This window comes from Flavobacterium undicola (genome assembly GCF_009909155.2).
GTDB classification, from domain to species: Bacteria; Bacteroidota; Bacteroidia; order Flavobacteriales; family Flavobacteriaceae; genus Flavobacterium; species Flavobacterium undicola.
Genome location: NZ_JAAAPM020000001.1, coordinates 67,198 through 85,870, shown reverse-complemented (window position 1 = coordinate 85,870; position 18,673 = coordinate 67,198). Strand labels below are relative to the sequence as shown.

The following is an 18,673-nucleotide window of genomic DNA, read 5'->3' as shown; positions in this document are numbered from 1 at the left end:
ATTCAAATGTAATTATGAAAACAAAGATTAATAAATATATCGTATTATCGCTTTTGCTTGTTTTAGGAGCTTCTTCCTGTAGCGATAATTTTTTAGAAGAAAAAAAGCAGTTTAAATTTTATGATGAAGAGTTTTTTAAAAGTGAAGAACGTGTGAATTATTTTGTTAATAATTTATATTATGACTTTTTTGATGCTTATAAAACACCTACGGCAATTAGAGTAGGTTCTTATACTACAGTTGAAACTTCGTATACAGAAGAAGTTGGTGGGATTTCAAATTTTATTAATCCTAACGTTACTTTGCAAAATGCAGCTGATGGTTCAGGATATTATGGAGCCGCTTTAGCGGATAATATAAGTAATGTGCCTTACAATAGGATTAGAGATTGTAATGAGATGTTGGAAAAATTGGATGTTTTAGGAGCTAATTTATCTCAGGTATTTCGTGATAGAATAAAAGGTCAGGTATATTATTTACGTGCATTACAATATTATGATTTGATGCGTACCTATGGAGGAGTGCCTATAGTGACAACAGTTCAAGTAGCTAGTGCAACTGATGAATCTATAAAACTTCCTAGAGCTTCTATTACTGAGGTAGTGAATCAGATAGTTGCTGATTTAGATAAGGCAGCTACTTTATTGCCAGGACAATGGGATGCAGCCAATTATGGTCGTTATACAAGAGGAGCAGCTTTAGCTCAAAAATCTCGTGTTTTGCTAACTTATGCAAGTCCTTTGTTTAATAAAAGCTGGGATACTTCAACTACCCGTTGGGATGCGGCCTTAGCAGCCGGTTTAGCAGCCGAAACACAATTAACCACAGATGGTTTCGGATTGCAGGGAACAACAGCCAGACAATGGGCTGAAATGTTTTATAATTTTGACAATGTTTTCTGTAAAGAAGCTATTACTGTTAAACTTTTAGCTAATGGTACTACATCATTGCAGTCAAATAATTCATGGGAAAGATCTATGCGACTTGCCAGCCAGGGTGGAGTAGCTGGTGGTGGAGTAAAAGTGCCTAAAGCAATGATTGATTTATTTCCAACAAATACAGGTGCTAGACCAGTTGCGGGAACTGGAGGGAATTATGATCCATTCCTTTTCTTTAAAGACCGTGATCCTCGTTTTTATAGAACTTTTGGTTTCTCAGGTAGTGCATGGGCATATAATAACAGTTTGACAACTGCAGCTCAACCGACTGTTTGGGCCTACCGTTGGTCTACAAATGCGGCGGGAACTAGTTTTGCTTTTAGTATGGGTAATGATGTGTCAAGTCCCGCTTTTGTTCGTAAAATGTCTAGTCCTAATGTTAGTAATGCAACTAATTTTCAGTTTTCAGGTACAGATATTATGGAATACCGTTATGCAGAATTGTTGTTGAATATTGCCGAATGTTATGCTGCTAAAGGAGATATTACAAATACTCTAGTGTATTTAGGTAAGATTAGAAACCGTGTAGGAATTCCATCTGCAAATAATTATGGTATTGGTGCCTTAGCAGATAAATACAAGGCTATAGAGGCTGTTTTATATGAACGTAGAGTAGAATTGGCTTATGAAGGAAAACGTTTTTATGATATCCAACGTTGGATGTTGTATAGCGATGATGCTTCTATAAATGATATAACAAATGCTAAACTTGGTATTCCTGTAATAAATGGTACACAACGTGTGGGTAATTATTTGCATTACAAGATTGGAACTAGTGCTGCCGGTACAGATCCATTAGCTACTTCCCGTGCAGCTATATCAGTTGATCCGGATGCTAGTAATTTTGCGGCTCAAATTACAGCTTTAGCTGCTTTTTATACAACTAATTTTGATTTACGTGCTCCTCAAACACCTATGGATGCTATTGGTGGTGTAGCAACTAATATTCTATGGAGACCGAATTATTACATTATGGGACTTACTAATACTGTTTTGTCTCAAAATCCATGGTTGAATCAAACGAAGGGTTGGAATGATGCTTCTGGTAATGCAGGAACTTATGATTTTCAAGAATAAATGATTATAAGATTAAAGAAATGCTTGATTAATTTCAGGCATTTCTTTTTATAGCTAACAAATTTTAATCTAATTAATAGCAATTCTAACCCAATTTTTTTATTAATTAAGAATAATTTTAAGATGAACAAATTAAATTTTTTATTGGCTTTTTTGGTTTTGGGAAGCAGTGTAAATTGTTTTGCACAATACCCAAAAATATCTCCTGAAGTTCAGGCGAAAGAAAATGCGATTAAGGCAGAAGCTGAAAAGCTTTCTAATGAGGCTTGGGAAAAAGCTAAAGTTATTGTTGAACAAGAAGCGAAACAGGGTAAGCCTTTTGTTCCTTGGGCATCCAGACCAACTGATTTACCACAAGCTTCCATTCCTGCTTTTCCAGGTGCTGAAGGAGGAGGAATGTATAGTTTTGGTGGACATGGAGGTAAAGTTTATACCATAACTAGTCTGGAAGACAGAGGACCAGGTACTTTACGTGAGGCTTTGGAACAAGGTGGAGCTAGAATCATTGTTTTTAATGTTTCGGGAATCATCAGATTAAAAAGTCCATTAATTGTTCGTGCTCCTTATGTCACTATTGCAGGACAAACTGCTCCTGGTGATGGAATTTGTGTAGCTGGTGAGACCATTTGGGTTAATACACATGATGTGGTTATACGTCACATGCGTTTCCGTAGAGGAGAAACTTTTGTAGGTCGTCGTGATGATGCTATTGGAGGAAATCCGGTAGGAAATGTTATTATCGATCACGTTTCTGCTACTTGGGGATTAGATGAGAATATGTCATTTTACCGTCATATGTATGATGATGAAACAGGTATTGCAGAGAAGAAATTTGGAATTGTAAATGTTACCATTCAAAACAGTTTATTTGCTGAAGGACTGGATACTTACAACCATGCTTTTGGTAGTACTTTAGGTGGAGAAAATTGTTCTTTTGTAAGAAACTTATGGTCTTCTAATACAGGTAGAAATCCATCTATTGGTTGGAATGGTATTTTTAATTTTGCCAATAACGTAATCTTTAATTGGGTAAATCGTTCTATTGACGGTGGAGATTATACAGCTCAATACAATATCATCAACAATTATTTCAAACCAGGTCCGGCAACTAATAAGGATGAGCCTATTAGCTACAGAATCTTAAAACCGGAATCAGGTAGAAGTAAATTAGCATACATGGTTTTTGGTAGAGCTTATGTAAACGGAAACGTGGTTGAAGGAAACGAAAAAGTTTCTAAAGATAACTGGGATGGTGGAGTACAAATGGAAAACAAAAAAGGAGAGCCAATGAGTTTTCAGGAAGCTTCTACTTATTTTGCTAAAATGCGTTTTGACAAACCATTCCCAATGCCTTGGTTGAAAAAGTTTATGACTGCTAATGAAACTTATGATTATGTTCTTAAAAATGCGGGAGCTACTTTACCATTAAGAGACCCTGTAGATACCCGTATCTTAAGAGTTGTAAAAACAGGTGTTCCGGAATATGCTAAAGGTTTAGAGAAGAAAACTTTTTATCAATTTGAGCACCGTCGTTTGCCGATGGATTCTTATAAATTAGGAATTATTACCGATATTTCTCAAGTAGGTGGTTACCCGGAATACAAAGGAAAAGCTTATGCTGATACTGATAAAGATGGTATGCCAGATGCTTGGGAGAAAAAACACGGATTGAATCCTAAGGATGCTTCTGATGCAAATGGAGATTTAAATGGTGATGGTTATACAAATATCGAAAAGTATATTAATGGCATAGATCCTACCAAAAAAGTGGATTGGAAAAACTTGGATAATAATGAAGATACTTTAGCTAAAATCGAACAAGGATTGGCTGAATATAAGAAGTAAATCGATGTTTTTTGGTATAATTCTTGCCTAATCTGTCACAGATTGAGCAAGAATTTTGCTTTATAATACTTAAGTTTTTAAAAAGAAAAGATATGAAAATGTACAAAAAATTAGTTGCAATTGCCTTATTGGTTTTTTTAGGTTCAAATGTAGTTTTGGCACAATCAGGAAATGATGCTGAATATGTGAAAGTAACCAATGAAAGAGCACAAAAAATAGTTGATGTTTTAAAACTACAATCACAAGCAGATCAATTAGCTGTTAGAGATATTATTGCCGAGCAATACAGATCATTGAGTAAAATTCAAGAAGCTCGTGATGCGAAGATTGCTGAAGTCAAAAAAAGTGTTACTGATAAGGAGCAACAGCAAAAAGAAGTAGACAAATTAAATAATGGTACCGATAAAAAAATTATGTCGTTACATAAATCCTATCTGAAAAAACTAAGCAAAAAACTAAATAACAGTCAAATTGTTCAGGTAAAAGACGGGATGACTTATGGGGTGTTGCCTATTACAGTATTGGGTTACAATGATATGTTGCCAAATTTGACTAATGAACAAAAAAAATACATCTATGACGCACTTGTAGAAGCAAGAGAACACGCTATGGATGGAGGTTCTTCAAAAGAAAAACACGCTTGGTTTGGAAAATACAAAGGAAGAATCAACAACTATCTTTCTAAGCAAGGATATGATTTGAATAAAGAAAGTACGGATTGGCATAAAAGGCTAGAAGAAAGAGAAAAAAACAAAAAATAATTCATTCTTAACACCCTCAAAAAATGAAGTACAATTTAAATTCGCTGTTCAACTTAGGTTTATTCCTATTTAGTTGTTCGGTTATGCACGCCCAATATCCTGAAATTCCAAAAGAAGTTCAAGATAAAACAGATGCTATTCTAAAGCAAGAAGAAGAAAGATTAGCTAAAATTTGGACTGATAACGAACAGGTCATCAAATCAGAAACGCTACTAGGTCGTCCGTATTTGCCTTGGGCATCCTATCCAAAAGATTTTGTTCACGCAAGCATTCCTGCCTTTCCCGGAGCCGAAGGTGGTGGAGAGTTTACTCCTGGTGGTAGAGGAGGAAAAGTATTTGTTGTAAGCAGTTTAGAAGATAGCGGGCCGGGAACTTTTAGAGAAGCCTGTGAGGCGGTAGGAGCAAGAATTATTGTTTTTAACGTTTCAGGAATTATCAAATTAAAAAAACGCATCAGTATGCGGGCACCTTATGTTACCATTGCGGGTCAAACGGCTCCTGGTGACGGTATTTGTATTGCCGGAGAAACTTTAGAAGTGGATACTCATGATGTGATTATAAGACACATGCGTTTTAGAAGAGGAGCTACCGATGTAAGTCGAAGAGACGATGCACTTGGTGGAAATGTAATTGGAAACGTAATTGTGGATCACTGTTCGGTGAGTTGGGGATTAGACGAGAATATTTCGTTGTACCGCCACCAATTTCAAGCGAATCCTAAATCAAAATTAGAAAAATTGCCAGCTTGTAATATTACGATTCAAAACACGATTTCTTCAGAAGGTTTAGATACTTACAATCATGCTTTTGGAAGTACAATTGGAGGTTTAAACAGTACTTTTATGCGTAACCTTTGGGCGGATAATATTTCTAGAAACTGTTCTATCGGAATGTATGGCGATTTTAATTTTGTGAATAATGTGGTTTTCAATTGGTGGAATCGTTCACTTGATGGAGGCGATTATCGTTCGATGTTTAATATCATCAATAACTATTTCAAACCAGGCCCTATTACTCCTAAAGGAGAGCCTATTCAATACAGAATCTTAAAACCAGAATCGGGTGGTATGGAACCTAAAACTTTTGGAAGAGCTTATGTAAATGGGAATTTTATTTACGGTGTTCCCGAAGTAACTAAAGACAACTGGAATGGTGGAGTTCAATTAGAAAATCTTAATTTAGAGCAAGCTAAAGATAAGTTGGCTATGATTAAACAAAATCAAGCTTTTCCAATGCCAAAAATTACCATTATGAGTGCCGAAGCAGCTTATGAGTATGTTTTGAATAATGTTGGTGCCACTTTCCCAAAAAGAGATGCGGTTGATGAGCGTATTATCAAACAGGTTAGAACTGGGAAAATTGAGGTAAAAGACGGTTTAGAAAATACCATTGGAAAAGAATTTATTAAAAGAAGATTGCCTGCTGATTCTTATAAAAAAGGAATTATTACTAGTCCGGAACAAGTAGGAGGTTATCCGGTGTATAAAGGAAAAGCCTATAAAGATTCAGATAATGATGGTATTCCAGATGCCTGGGAAATAAAATACGGTTTGAATCCTAAAGATGCTTCAGATGCAAAAGGTGATTTAAACGGAGATGGTTATAACAATATCGAAAAATATATCAACGGAATTGATCCTACTAAAAAAGTAGATTGGACTAATCCGGAGAATAATAAAGATACTCTTTTAAGTCTTACAGCTGGTTTGCTACAATAGTTTTGATTTAATATTAAAAATGATCTTTTGGGTCTTTATATATGAAAAACAAATATCCATATTTGAGTAAAATAAAGAATTGTTTTAACAACACAATCAACAAGTGTCTTCGTATGGAGACACTTTTGTTGTTGTTTTTAGTAGGCTCTTTAAATGCTCAAAATAACTTTCCTACCATTGCTAAAGATAAGGCTGGAAAAATAATTAGAACTAAAGATAACTCAGGAAATGAAATCCCGGATTTCTCATTTGCAGGCTATCGCGCTGGCGAATTTGCTGTTCCAGATGTTGCAGTAAAAGCATTTGTACCAAATATTTCAGCAGATGCTACGGCTACAATTCAGGCAGCGATAGATTACGTTGCGACACTCAAAGCGGATGCTAATGGTTTTAGAGGAGCAGTACTTTTAGACAAAGGAACTTATAAGGTTTCGGGAGTAATTAGTATGAAGGTGAGCGGAATTGTTCTAAGAGGAAGCGGAGCTGGAAATAACGGAACAATTATACTGGGAACAGGAACTAATAGAGAAGCAATTGTTACTATTTCGGGAACAGACAATCGTGTTTTGAAAGATAAATTTCAATTAACCGATGCGTATACGCCATTAGGAAGCACCACAATTTCATTAAAAAATAGTGCTACTATTAAAAAAGGCGATCATATTTTAATCAATACTCCTATTACCCAAAATTGGATTGATAGTTTGGAATTGAAAGATTATGGCGGAGAAACGGGATGGATAGGTTGGAAAAAAGATGATTTTGTAATTCGTGCCGATAGAGAAGTGACTCAGGTACAGAATAACAAAATCACTATTGACGCTCCATTGACGAATGCTTTGAGCGAAAAATTAGCCCCATCGGAAGTAGTGGTTTATAATTGGTTGGGTCGAATTAATAGTATTGGAGTCGAAAATTTGACTTTAAAATCGGAGTTTGATACTACAAATCCAAAAGACGAACAGCATAGATGGCATGGCGTTTCGATTCAAAATGCCGAAGATGTTTGGGTTAGACAAGTTAATTTTGAACAGTTTGCCGGTGGTGCAGTTTCGATTTTGAAATCGGCCAAAAGAATTACCGTTGAAGATTGTATGTCTATAAATCCGGTTTCGGAAATTGCCGCTTTTAGAAGAAATACTTTTTATACTGAAGGACAACAAACCTTGTTTCAACGTTGCTATTCCGAATATGGTTATAATGATTTTGCTGTTGGCGGTTATGCTACAGCAGGGCCAAATGTCTTTTTACAATGTCAATCTTATTTGCCTTATAGTTTTAGTGGTTCCATTGGAAGCTGGGCTACAGGAATGCTTTTTGACGTAGTTTTAATTGATGGAAATGCGTTAAGTTTTAAAAATTTAGGACAAGATGGTCGCGGAATTGGTTGGAATGCAGCCAATAGTGTGATCTGGGAAACATCGGCATCTAAAATAGATAATTTTAGTCCGCCTACGGCCGATAACTGGGTTTTTGGAGTTTGGGCACAATGGGCAGGAAACGGACATTGGAATGATGTAAATAGTCATATTAATCCAAGAAGTTTATATTATGCTTTGCTTGAACAACGTCTTGGCAAATTGCCAATGCAAGCTCAAATTTTAGATTTAGGGACAGAACCTTCTTCGAGTCCAACAATGGCACAAGCAGCAGCTTTAACGGCTGAATCATTCAAGAAACAAACGACCTTGAAACAATGGATTGCCGAGGCTGCAACTCGAAACCCAATTGCCAGTAATTCATCAAAAGCAAAAGTGATTAATGAAGTAAAGGCAGAATCCAAATCGACTGAAGCAGTTTCAGGAAAAATCACAATTAAAAACGGACTTTTAATTAGCGATAAAGGATTGCTTTCGGGCGAGACTACTGATGTGTCATGGTGGAGAGGAAGTTTACGTGATTCGGATGTTTCTAAAGCAAAACCACATATTAGCCGTTTTGTGCCGGGACATTATGGATTGGGTTATACTGATAATTTATCCGAAACAGTTCAGTTTTTAGTTGATAATAACAAAGTGGCTTTGGATCATAATTATGGTTTATGGTACGAACAACGTATGGCCGATCACGAACGCATTCGCAGAATGGATGCTGATGTTTGGGCTCCTTTTTATGAACAACCATTTGATAGAACTGGCCAAGGTACGGCTTGGGATCATTTAAGCAAATACGATTTAACAAGATTCAATACCTGGTATTGGGATCGTTTGAAAACATTTGCTCAACTTGCCGCTCAACAGGATAAAATATTGATGAACGAACAATATTTTCAACATAATATTTTAGAAGCAGGAGCGCACTGGGCAAGTTCTCCTTGGCGACCAGCCAATAATATCAATAATACAGGGCTTCCTGAACCACCGCCTTATATGGGGGATAAAAGAATCTTTATTGCCGAACAATTTTATGATATTAAAAATGAGAATATCAAGAAATTACATCAGGGTTTTATCGAAAAAAGTTTAGAGAACTTTAAAGATAATGCCAATGTATTGCAACTTACAAGTGCCGAATATACAGGGCCGTTGACGTTCATGCAATTTTGGTTAGACGTTACAGCTAATTACAAAAAAGCACATCAAAACGAATCGAAGATAGCTTTAAGTGCTACTAAAGATGTGCAAGATGCCATTTTAAATGATGCCACCAGAGCTGCTGTAGTTGATGTAATTGATATCAGATATTGGTATTACAAAGAAGACGGAAGCTTGTATGCTCCTGAAGGAGGTAAAAATTTAGCACCAAGACAACACGCCAGACAAATTAAGGTAGGAAAAGAAACCGATGAAGAAGTGTATAGAGCGGTTCGCGAATACCGAGATAAATACGCTGACAAAGCTGTTATTTATAATACTCCTGCAGCAAATCGATTTGGTTGGTCTGTTTTAATGGCCGGAGGTTCTTTGCCGGCAATTCCTAAGGTTGCAGTTTCAGGTTTTTATGAGTCATTGGCAAACATGAAAACAACTCAAGGGGAGAATTACAACAGTGCTATTTGGACTTTAAAAGAGGATGGAAAAGCCTATCTTTTTTATCTGTTAAAAGCGAATAAAGTGACTGTTGATTTATCACAATATAATGGTGCTTTTGAAGTGTATTGGATTAATGCTGAAAATGGAAATGTTATTTCTAAAGAAACAATTCAAGGAAAAACAGCATACACTTTGGCAGCTCCAGCAGCAAAAGAAAATAAAATAGTAGCATATATAAAAAAGAAATAAAATGAAATCGCCACTAATAACAAGTTTGCGTAAGCAAACACCATAGATTAAAAAGGCGATACCATATGTTACCTCTAAAAAATAAAATTTAAACTTATGAAAATAGCTAAGACAATTGGTAGAATAATTACTCTTGTAGGATTGAGCTTTGTGACTATTTCTGGTCAGGGTCAGAACACTGCGAAGCCTTTGCAAAAACTCCAAATTTCCTCAAACAAACACTATTTTCAAACCGAGGATGGGAAACCTTTTTTCTGGTTGGGAGATACGGGTTGGTTAACTTTTGGGAAGTTGAGCCGTGAAGAGATGAATACTTATTTTCAGGATAGAAAAGCAAAAGGTTACAATGTTATTCAGGTAATGGTGTTGCATAATATAACAGCCAAGAATGTTTATGGTGATGCGGCACTGATTGATGCGGATGTATCTAAACCATTAACTACTTCTGGAAATAATTTTAATAATCCGGCTGAATATGATTTTTGGGATCATGTAGATTATGCTCTGGATGTAGCGCAAAAAAACGGAATTTACCTGGCTATGGTACCGGTTTGGGGAACTAATATTAGTAGTAAAGACAGTAAAGTAACTAAAGCTCAGGTTGAAAAATACGCTAAATTTTTAGCCGAAAGATTTAAAAACAGAACCAATGTAATCTGGTTGAATGGTGGAGACACTTATGGAGATAAATTCACGGATATCTGGAATACCATTGGAAGTACTTTAAAGACTAATAATCCAAAACAATTAGTGACTTTTCACCCATTTGGACGTACGGATTCATCTGAAAATTATCATAATGCAAGTTGGTTGGATTTTAATATGTTTCAATCAGGACATAGAAGATATGATCAGGATACTTTGCCAAATTCTTTCAAAGAAGACAATTACAAATTTGTATTGAGAGATTTTGCTTTAAAACCTACTAAGCCAACATTAGACGGAGAACCTTCTTATGAAGGAATTCCTCATGGTTTACATGATACTTTGCAACCAAAATGGAAAGATCAGGATTTGAGAAGATATGCTTATTGGTCAGTTTTTGCAGGAGGTGCCGGTTTTACTTATGGAAATAATGCCGTAATGCAAATGTATCATAAAGGTGAAAAGAAAGGAGCTTATGGAAACAAAGCAATCTGGAGTGACGAGCTGAATGCTCCGGGAGCAGGCCAAATGCAATATGTAAAAAAATTAATCCTGAAACGCAATTATTTTAGTCGTGTTCCAGACGAATCCATAGTTGCTAATCAAGGTGCAAAGTATGATTATTTAGCTGCTACAAGAGGAGCCGATTATGTTTTAGTTTATACGTATAACGGAAAAACCATGTCGTTGAATATGGGGAAAATTAAAGGAGCAAAAGTAAAGGCTGCCTGGTTCAATCCTAGAAATGGAGTAGAGAAAACTATAGGAGAATTTAAAAATACAGCTGTTTTACAATTTGATCCTCCAGGTGAAAAAGTGGATGGAAATGACTGGGTTTTAGTTTTAACATCAAAATAATTGAAGATGAATTTTATGAAAAAATATTTAGTACTTAGTTTAATTTTTTTGTTGGCTTTGACCACCGCCAATGCCAAAAATGAAGGTTGGATTAATATTCTAGATGCAGGTGGAAACAATAAAGGAATCTTGTGTACTACAGCCATTCAAAAAGCTATTGATAAAGCATCAACTAATGGAGGAGGAACGATTTTTTTTCCTACAGGAAATTATTTAACTGGTGCTTTGAAATTAAAAAGCAACATTACGATTTATGTGGATGCAGGGGCAGTTTTGAAATTTTCTGAGAATTTCGATGATTATTTGCCTTATGTAGAAATGCGTTATGAGGGAATCATGATGAAAACTTTTTCACCATTATTCTACGCTAAAGATGCCGAGAATATTACTATCAAAGGAAGAGGCGTTATCGACGGTCAGGGAAAAGCCTGGTGGAATGAAGTGTATCGTATTGAAACAGCCAAAGGGCCGATACCACAAACGAAGTATCAAACCTTGTGGGAAGAGCAAAACAAGGGAATTAAGTATGAGGCTTACTACAAAAGAACTATTGACAAAAAGTTTTTCAGACCTTCTTTTTTCCAGGTACTTAATTGTAAGAACATTTTAATCGAAGGAGTTACTTTTCAAAATTCTCCTTTCTGGACGATAAACCCGGAGTTTTGTGAGAACATAACCATTACGGGAATTACAATTAATAATCCGCATTCACCTAATACTGACGGAATCAATCCTTCGTCTTGCAAAAATGTACACATTTCGAATTGTCACATTAGCGTAGGCGACGATTGTATTACAATCAAATCAGGAAGAGACGAAGACGGTCGTAAGTATAACGTAGCAACAGAGAACGTAACGATTACTAATTGTACGATGTTGAGTGGTCACGGTGGTGTTGTTATTGGAAGCGAAATGTCGGGTGGAATCAAAAAAATTACGATTTCAAATTGTGTTTTTGACGGTACAGACAGAGGAATCCGATTGAAATCGGCTCGTGGTCGTGGAGGTGTTGTCGAAGACATTCGCATAGACAATATCGTGATGAAAAATATTAAAGAAGAGGCTGTTATCTTGGATTTGTTTTATGATAAATCGAGCAAAGAAGAGCCGGTTTCAGAGCGAACGCCAATTTTTAGAAACATTCACATCAGTAATTTAACAGGAACAGAGGTTAAGAAAGCAGGAACTATTTATGGAATTTCTGAGATGCCAGTTCAAAACATTTCTTTTTCGAATATCAACATTCAGTCTGTAGAAGGATTTACATTGAATACTGCTGATAATATAGAGTTTCACGATGCAAAAATTACAACGACCATCGGTGCTTCTTTCAAAATCGAAAATTCAACTAATTTGATTTTAGACAATGTGGCTACGATGAAACCAGTTGCAAATACACCATTGATTAAATTGACGGATGTTTCAAACATGATGATTAATAATAATTTTCCAATGTTTGCTACCGATGTTTTCCTGGATGCTGATGGTGCTAAAACCAAAGGGATTTACTTAAAGAATAACGTTTTTAACAATGTGAAAAAAGTAGTAAACAAAGGAGCAGCATTAAACGCCGCAGCCGTTGTTGAATAATAGAATCCCCACCCCAACCCTCCCCAAAGGGGAGGGGGACGTTGCTTGAGAATTGGGATGAATTAGAAATTAAAAAAAAATATTTATAAACTAAATTCAGTTTTGGTTATTTAAGTACTGGAGATAATGAAAAACATAATGATATATAATAAAGCACATTGTAATAAACAGGTCTCGACTCCCTCCCCTTTGGGGAGGGTTGGGGTGGGGATTTTATTGTTTTTCACTTTATTTAGTTGTTCTAATTCAAAACAAGCTTACCTGTTCACTTCGTTTAGAGAACCGGCTACTGATGGATTGTATTTGGCTTCCAGTGAAGACGGTTACCATTGGAAAGATTTGGGCGGGCCTTACTTAAAACCGGAAGCAGGAAAGAGTAAAATCATGAGAGATCCTTCTATCGTAAAGGGGAAAAATGATGTGTATCACACGGTTTGGACAACCGATTGGAAAGGCGGGGACGGTTTTGGTTATGCCAGTTCTAAAGATTTAATACATTGGTCAGAACAGCAGTACATTCATGTGATGAAGAATGAGCCTGAGGTTGTCAATGTCTGGGCTCCCGAAATTTTTTATGATGATGAACAAGATAGGTATATTATCATATGGGCTTCTACTATTCCGTTTCGATATGCAAAAGGACAGGAAGAAGAGAAAAACAATCACCGAATGTATTATGTAACGACTAAGGATTTTAAAACATTTTCGGATACCAAATTGTTTTTCGAACCTGGTTTTTCTGTCATTGATTGTGTGATTCTAAAAAGAGCCAAAAACGATTATGTATTGGTTTTAAAAGACAACACCAGACCGATGCGAAATATAAAAGTGGCTTTTGGAAAAACACCATTGGGGCCTTTCGAAAATATCTCTGAGCCGTTTACAGCCTATCTTTCAGAAGGGCCTACAGTTTTAAAGAAAGATAACGACTGGTTGATTTATTACGACAATTACGGAGCAAAAAATTACAAAGCCGCTAAGACTTCTGATTTTAAAAATTTTGAAGATGTGTCTTCTCAAATTCAACTTCCGGAAGGACATAAACACGGAACGATTACAACGATTTCAAAGAAAACTTTGAGAAAGTTGATTGAAAAAAAATAATGGATTTATTAACCCTATCAGGGTTCAAACCCTGATAGGGTTGGCTAATCTAAAATAACTAAGATTATGATTCTATTTCAAAACATAAAAAGCAATATTGCAACTGCAACAACAATTCTGTTGACTTGCGGAGCGATTCATTCTGTCGTTGCACAAAATGATACGGTAAAATATGTTGGAAAAACACTTTCTAATGTTGATTATCACCATGGTCAATTGAGTCCTGCTGTTGGTGTTCATGCCACTCAAATTATGCGTGCCAGCCGTGAACATCCTGAAAAAGCAGATGGTTTTGGTTGGACATACAATCACCAGCCTACTATGGCGTACTGGAATAATAGCTTTTATCTTCAGTATTTGAGTGATCCTTCGGGGGAACATATTCCGCCAAGTCAAACTCTAATAATGACTTCTAAAGACGGAGTAACCTGGACAATGCCTAAAGTAATTTTTCCTATTTACCGCATTCCTGATGGATGGAAAAAAGAAGGTGTTGAAGGAGTGGCTAAAAATCTCGATGCAATCATGCACCAACGTATGGGGTTTTATACCTCAAAAGAGAAACGTCTTTTTGCCTTGGCTTATTACGGAATTGCGATGGATGAAAAAGACGATCCAAATGACGGAAAAGGAATTGGACGTGTGATTCGTGAAATTAAAAAAGACGGGACTTATGGGCCTGTTTACTTTATCAGATATAATAAATCTTGGGATAAATCAAAATCAGCCTTTCCATTTTATACTCAGGCAAAAGACAAAGGATTAAAAAAAGCCTGCGAAGAAATTCTTTCAGAACCTTTGGTTTTACAACAATGGGTGGAAGAAGCTGATCGCGATGACGAATTAATTCCGTTACAAAAACCATATAAGGCCTTTAGTTATTATCATTTAGCAAACGGAAATGTGGTGGGTTTATGGAAACACGCCTTAACTTCTATTAGTAAAGATGGAGGGAAAACCTGGGAATACAATCCATTGAGAGCACCAGGTTTTGTAAACAGCAATGCTAAAATTTGGGGACAAAAAACATCTGATAACCGTTATGCAACCGTGTATAATCCATCCGAATACCGTTGGCCATTGGCAATTTCGACCTCTAATGATGGTTTGAATTATACTGATTTATTATTGGTTCACGGCGAAATTAGTCCAATGCGTTACGGAGGAAATTATAAATCTGTGGGGCCGCAATACGTTCGTGGTATTACCGAGAAAGACGGAACTCCGCCAGATGGAAAAATTTGGATAGGCTACAGTATGAATAAGGAAGATATTTGGGTGGCTTCCATTCCGGTTCCGGTAACTTCGGTTGTAACAGAAAATGCAAATGACGTTTTCAATAATTTGCCGAATGGCGAGGAATTAAAAATGTGGAATACGTATGATTTGGCTTGGGCTTCCGCCAAAATTGAAAAGAAGGAAGATGGTAAAAAATGGCTGACTCTAAGAGATCATGATTTATTTGATTATTCCCGTGCCGAACGTGTGATTCCTTTTGCTGAAAAAGTAGAAGCAACATTTACAGTAAAACCGGAACAAAATAACCATGGTTTATTACAAATTGAATTCCAAAACAAACAAGGACTTCCTTCTGTTCGATTGGTTTTTGATTCAGATGGAGTTTTAAAAACAAAAAATGGTGCCCGTTTTAGTGGAATAACCAAATATGAAGCCGGAAAAGAATATACCATTACGGTAAAATTAGATGTTACTTCTCGTTCGTATACCGTAAAAGTGAATGATGAAAAAGAATCAGGTGCAAAAATATTATATGCTCCGGCAGACGGTATTTCCCGCATTATGTTTAGAACCGGAGAACAACGTTATACTCCAAATCCTGATACGGCTCCTGATGTAGAAGATTATGATGATTTAAAAAATACGGGTATGGAAATCCCGGAAGCCGTGTTTAATATTAAATCATTGATTACTAAAAAATTATAGAACTCAGATGAAACGGATTCGCTATCGCGAAGACGCAGATTGATACGGATTTTTCTAATTCAGGATTTTAAAAATCCGTTTTTATCCGTGCTTTTACAAAGTAAATCAGTGGAATCCCTGTGTTTATCTCAACAATAAGAAATGAAGAATTTAAAAAACATAGTATTTTTCCTTTGTCTATTAGTGACTTTTAGCTCTAATGGACAAACTGCTGTTAGCCATCTAACATGCAATAGCGCTACAAATCCTTTGGCGATACCTGTACAAAAGCCTGTTTTTAGTTGGCAAATCAATTCTAAAGATTTTAATGTTTCTCAAAAGGCTTATCAGTTATTAGTAGCTTCGTCAAAAGAAAAATTAAATCACAACGAAGGAGATGTTTGGGATAGCGGAAAAGTAATTTCTGGAGTAAGTCAGGAAGTGCGTTATAATGGCAAAGTTTTAAAAAGCGAAACCAAATACTTTTGGAAAGTAAGAGTTTGGTCGAATGAAAAAACAGCTTCTAAATGGAGTGAAATTGCTTATTTTAGAACGGAACCTTCGGATTTGAATCCAACTTGGATTGGTGCCATTACAAAGGCCGATAGTCATTTGCCGGAAGGTCGAAATTATCATGCTGTTACTTTCAAAAAAGAAAAGAAACAAGCCATTATTGATGCCAGTGATTCTTTGTCCCGAAGAAGTATTCAATTGCGTAAATCATTTGCTGTTTCGAAAAAAATAAAAGAAGCCGTGGTGTATGTTTCCGGATTGGGACATTATGAATTGACGCTGAATGGAAAAAAAGTAGGTAATAGTGTGTTTGCTCCTTTGTGGACGGATTATGATAAGACAGTTTACTACAATACCTATGAAATCAATGCGAATGAATTGCTGAAAGGTGAGAATGTAATCGGGGTTTTACTGGGTAACGGAATGTATAATATGCTTGCCGAAAGGTATGCGAAATTCTTTGTGAGTTTTGGTCCTCCAACCTTATTCTTGAAGATGAAAGTGGTTTACGAAGACGGTTCGGAACAAATTATAAAAACCGATAAAAGCTGGAAATATTCTAAAAGCCCGATAACCTTCAACAGTATTTTTGGAGGCGAAGATTACAATGCCAATCTGGAGCAGAAAGGCTGGAATAAGACTGGTTTTAATGACAATGATTGGAAAGCGGTTGTTGTTCAGGAAGCGCCAAAAGGTGTTTTAAGAGCCCAACAAACGACTCCAATACAAATTGAAGAGCAATTTGGCGTTAAAGCCGTAACTGAACCAAAAGCTGGAGTTCGTGTTTTTAATATGGGGCAAAATTTATCCGGTTTTCCAACAATTAAAGTAAAAGGAAAAAAAGGGCAAACAATACGCATTTGGGTTGGTGAAGGATTGAATGACGATGGAACCGTTGGTCAGGGAAGATCCGGAAAACCCTATTATTTTGATTATATTTTAAAAGGTGAAGGTGTAGAAGAATGGCAGCCAAGATTTAGCTATTACGGTTATCAATACATGCAAATTGAAGGCGTGAATTATAAAGAAACAAAGGATTTTTCACTCCCAACAATTGTAGATTTAAAATCTAATTTTATTTACAACTCGGCTGGAACAGCGGGAAGTTTTACTTCTTCGAATGAAATTTTCAATAAGTCACACGAATTGATTAATAATGCCATTAAGAGTAATTTTCAATCTGTGTTGACCGATTGTCCGCACCGTGAAAAACTAGGTTGGCTTGAAGAATCGCATTTAAACGGTCCGGGATTAATTTACAATTACAACTTGAAAAATTATATTCCGTCCATCATGCAAAACATTGCCGATGCACAGCGTGAAAACGGAATGATTCCTACTATTGCACCTGAATATGTGGTTTTTGGTGGTGATTTTACTGATTCTCCTGAATGGGGCGTTGCAGGTGTAATTTTGCCTTGGATGTATTATGAATATTATGGCGATGATTCTTTATTGAAAGAATACTATCCTGTGATGAAAAGATATGTGGATTACCTGACTTCAAAGGCAGACAAAGGCATTGTTTCTTATGGATTAGGCGATTGGTATGATTACGGAGAACATGCGGCGGGTTATTCTAAAAATAGTCCGATAGCACTTTCCGCTACATCACATTATTATTTTGGAATCGATTTGCTGGCTAAGGCTGCGAAGCTATTAAATAAGAAAGAAGATGCAGTTATTTATAAGAATTTAGCAATAAGTGTAAAAAAATCATTTAATGGCAAGTTCTTTGATACAAAGACGAAACAATATGGCACAGGAAGTCAGTTTAGCAATGCCGTTCCGTTGTTTTTAAACATGGTGGCTCCAGAAGATAAGCAGACAGTTTTAGACAATTTGGTTAACGATATCAAAGCCAGAAATTATCGATTGACCACTGGCGATGTCGGGAATCGTTATCTGTTTCAGGTTTTAGCTGATAATGGACTGAATGAGGTAATGTACAAAATGCACAATCATTATGATGCGCCGGGTTATGGTTTCCAAATTAAATTTGGCTTGACCACCTTAACCGAGCAATGGGATCCGAGAAAAGGAAACTCTTGGAATCATTTTATGATGGGGCAAATTGAGGAATGGTTTTATGAAAGTTTAGTAGGGATTGTTCCTGACAAAACGAATCCAGGATTCAAGCATTTTTTCTTGCAACCGGAAATTGTTGGCGATATGACTTTTGTTAAGGGAAGTTACAATTCGGTTTTTGGGGAAATTGCATCGGAGTGGGAGAAAAAAGAGGGTAAAGTATCTTTTAAATTTACGATTCCTGCAAATACCACGGCTACTGTAAAATTGCCGGTAAAAAAGAATGCAGTTATCAAAGTAAATGGTAAAATACTAAGCGATTCTAAAACGGTTCTGAAAGTTTTAACCAATGAAGAAAAAGCTTCATTTGTTTTAGGTTCAGGAATGTATGTTATAGAATGTGCTTTGTAAATGAAAATAAAATGATAAATTTAAGGATGAAAAGGAATAAA

The 18,673-nt window shown here is 36.2% G+C and carries 10 protein-coding genes; all 10 read left to right on the top strand.

The genetic code is table 11. The features are described from left to right. The first annotated feature begins 14 nt into the window (after positions 1-14). The 10 genes from GTZ96_RS00320 (at position 15) to GTZ96_RS00275 (ending at position 18,632) form a co-directional block, all read left to right on the top strand. The gene (locus GTZ96_RS00320; protein WP_161640389.1) at positions 15-2,015 is read left to right on the top strand and encodes a RagB/SusD family nutrient uptake outer membrane protein; all 2,001 of its coding nucleotides are present in this window, start codon (positions 15-17) and stop codon (positions 2,013-2,015) included. A gap of 123 nt (positions 2,016-2,138) precedes the next feature. Beyond that, a complete protein-coding gene (locus GTZ96_RS00315; RefSeq protein ID WP_161640388.1) occupies positions 2,139-3,860 on the top strand; it encodes a polysaccharide lyase in 1,722 nt (573 codons plus the stop codon). Between the two features lie 92 nt (positions 3,861-3,952). Beyond that, positions 3,953-4,621 (top strand): DUF3826 domain-containing protein, encoded by a 669-nt coding sequence (locus tag GTZ96_RS00310; RefSeq protein ID WP_161640387.1) that lies wholly within the window; start codon positions 3,953-3,955, stop codon positions 4,619-4,621. Between the two features lie 23 nt (positions 4,622-4,644). Then, on the top strand, positions 4,645-6,339 hold the full coding sequence (locus GTZ96_RS00305) for a thrombospondin type 3 repeat-containing protein (protein ID WP_161640386.1): 1,695 nt from the start codon (positions 4,645-4,647) through the stop codon (positions 6,337-6,339). A gap of 113 nt (positions 6,340-6,452) precedes the next feature. Next, entirely contained in the window at positions 6,453-9,560 is a 3,108-nt protein-coding gene (locus GTZ96_RS00300) for a DUF6298 domain-containing protein (RefSeq protein WP_181033115.1), read from the top strand. 96 nt (positions 9,561-9,656) lie between these two features. Further along, positions 9,657-11,063, top strand: a complete 1,407-nt coding sequence (locus GTZ96_RS00295) for a glycoside hydrolase family 140 protein (RefSeq protein ID WP_161640385.1) — start codon at positions 9,657-9,659, stop codon at positions 11,061-11,063. Positions 11,064-11,078: 15 nt separating this feature from the next. Further along, complete coding sequence (locus GTZ96_RS00290; protein ID WP_161640384.1) at positions 11,079-12,653, top strand: glycoside hydrolase family 28 protein; 1,575 nt, start codon at positions 11,079-11,081, stop codon at positions 12,651-12,653. A gap of 126 nt (positions 12,654-12,779) precedes the next feature. After that, on the top strand, positions 12,780-13,757 hold the full coding sequence (locus GTZ96_RS00285; protein WP_235972815.1) for a glycoside hydrolase family 43 protein: 978 nt from the start codon (positions 12,780-12,782) through the stop codon (positions 13,755-13,757). Positions 13,758-13,823: 66 nt separating this feature from the next. Then, on the top strand, positions 13,824-15,701 hold the full coding sequence (locus tag GTZ96_RS00280) for a sialidase/neuraminidase family protein (protein WP_161640383.1): 1,878 nt from the start codon (positions 13,824-13,826) through the stop codon (positions 15,699-15,701). A gap of 141 nt (positions 15,702-15,842) precedes the next feature. Continuing rightward, a complete protein-coding gene (locus GTZ96_RS00275) occupies positions 15,843-18,632 on the top strand; it encodes a glycoside hydrolase family 78 protein (protein WP_161640382.1) in 2,790 nt (929 codons plus the stop codon). The last annotated feature ends 41 nt before the right edge of the window (positions 18,633-18,673 follow it).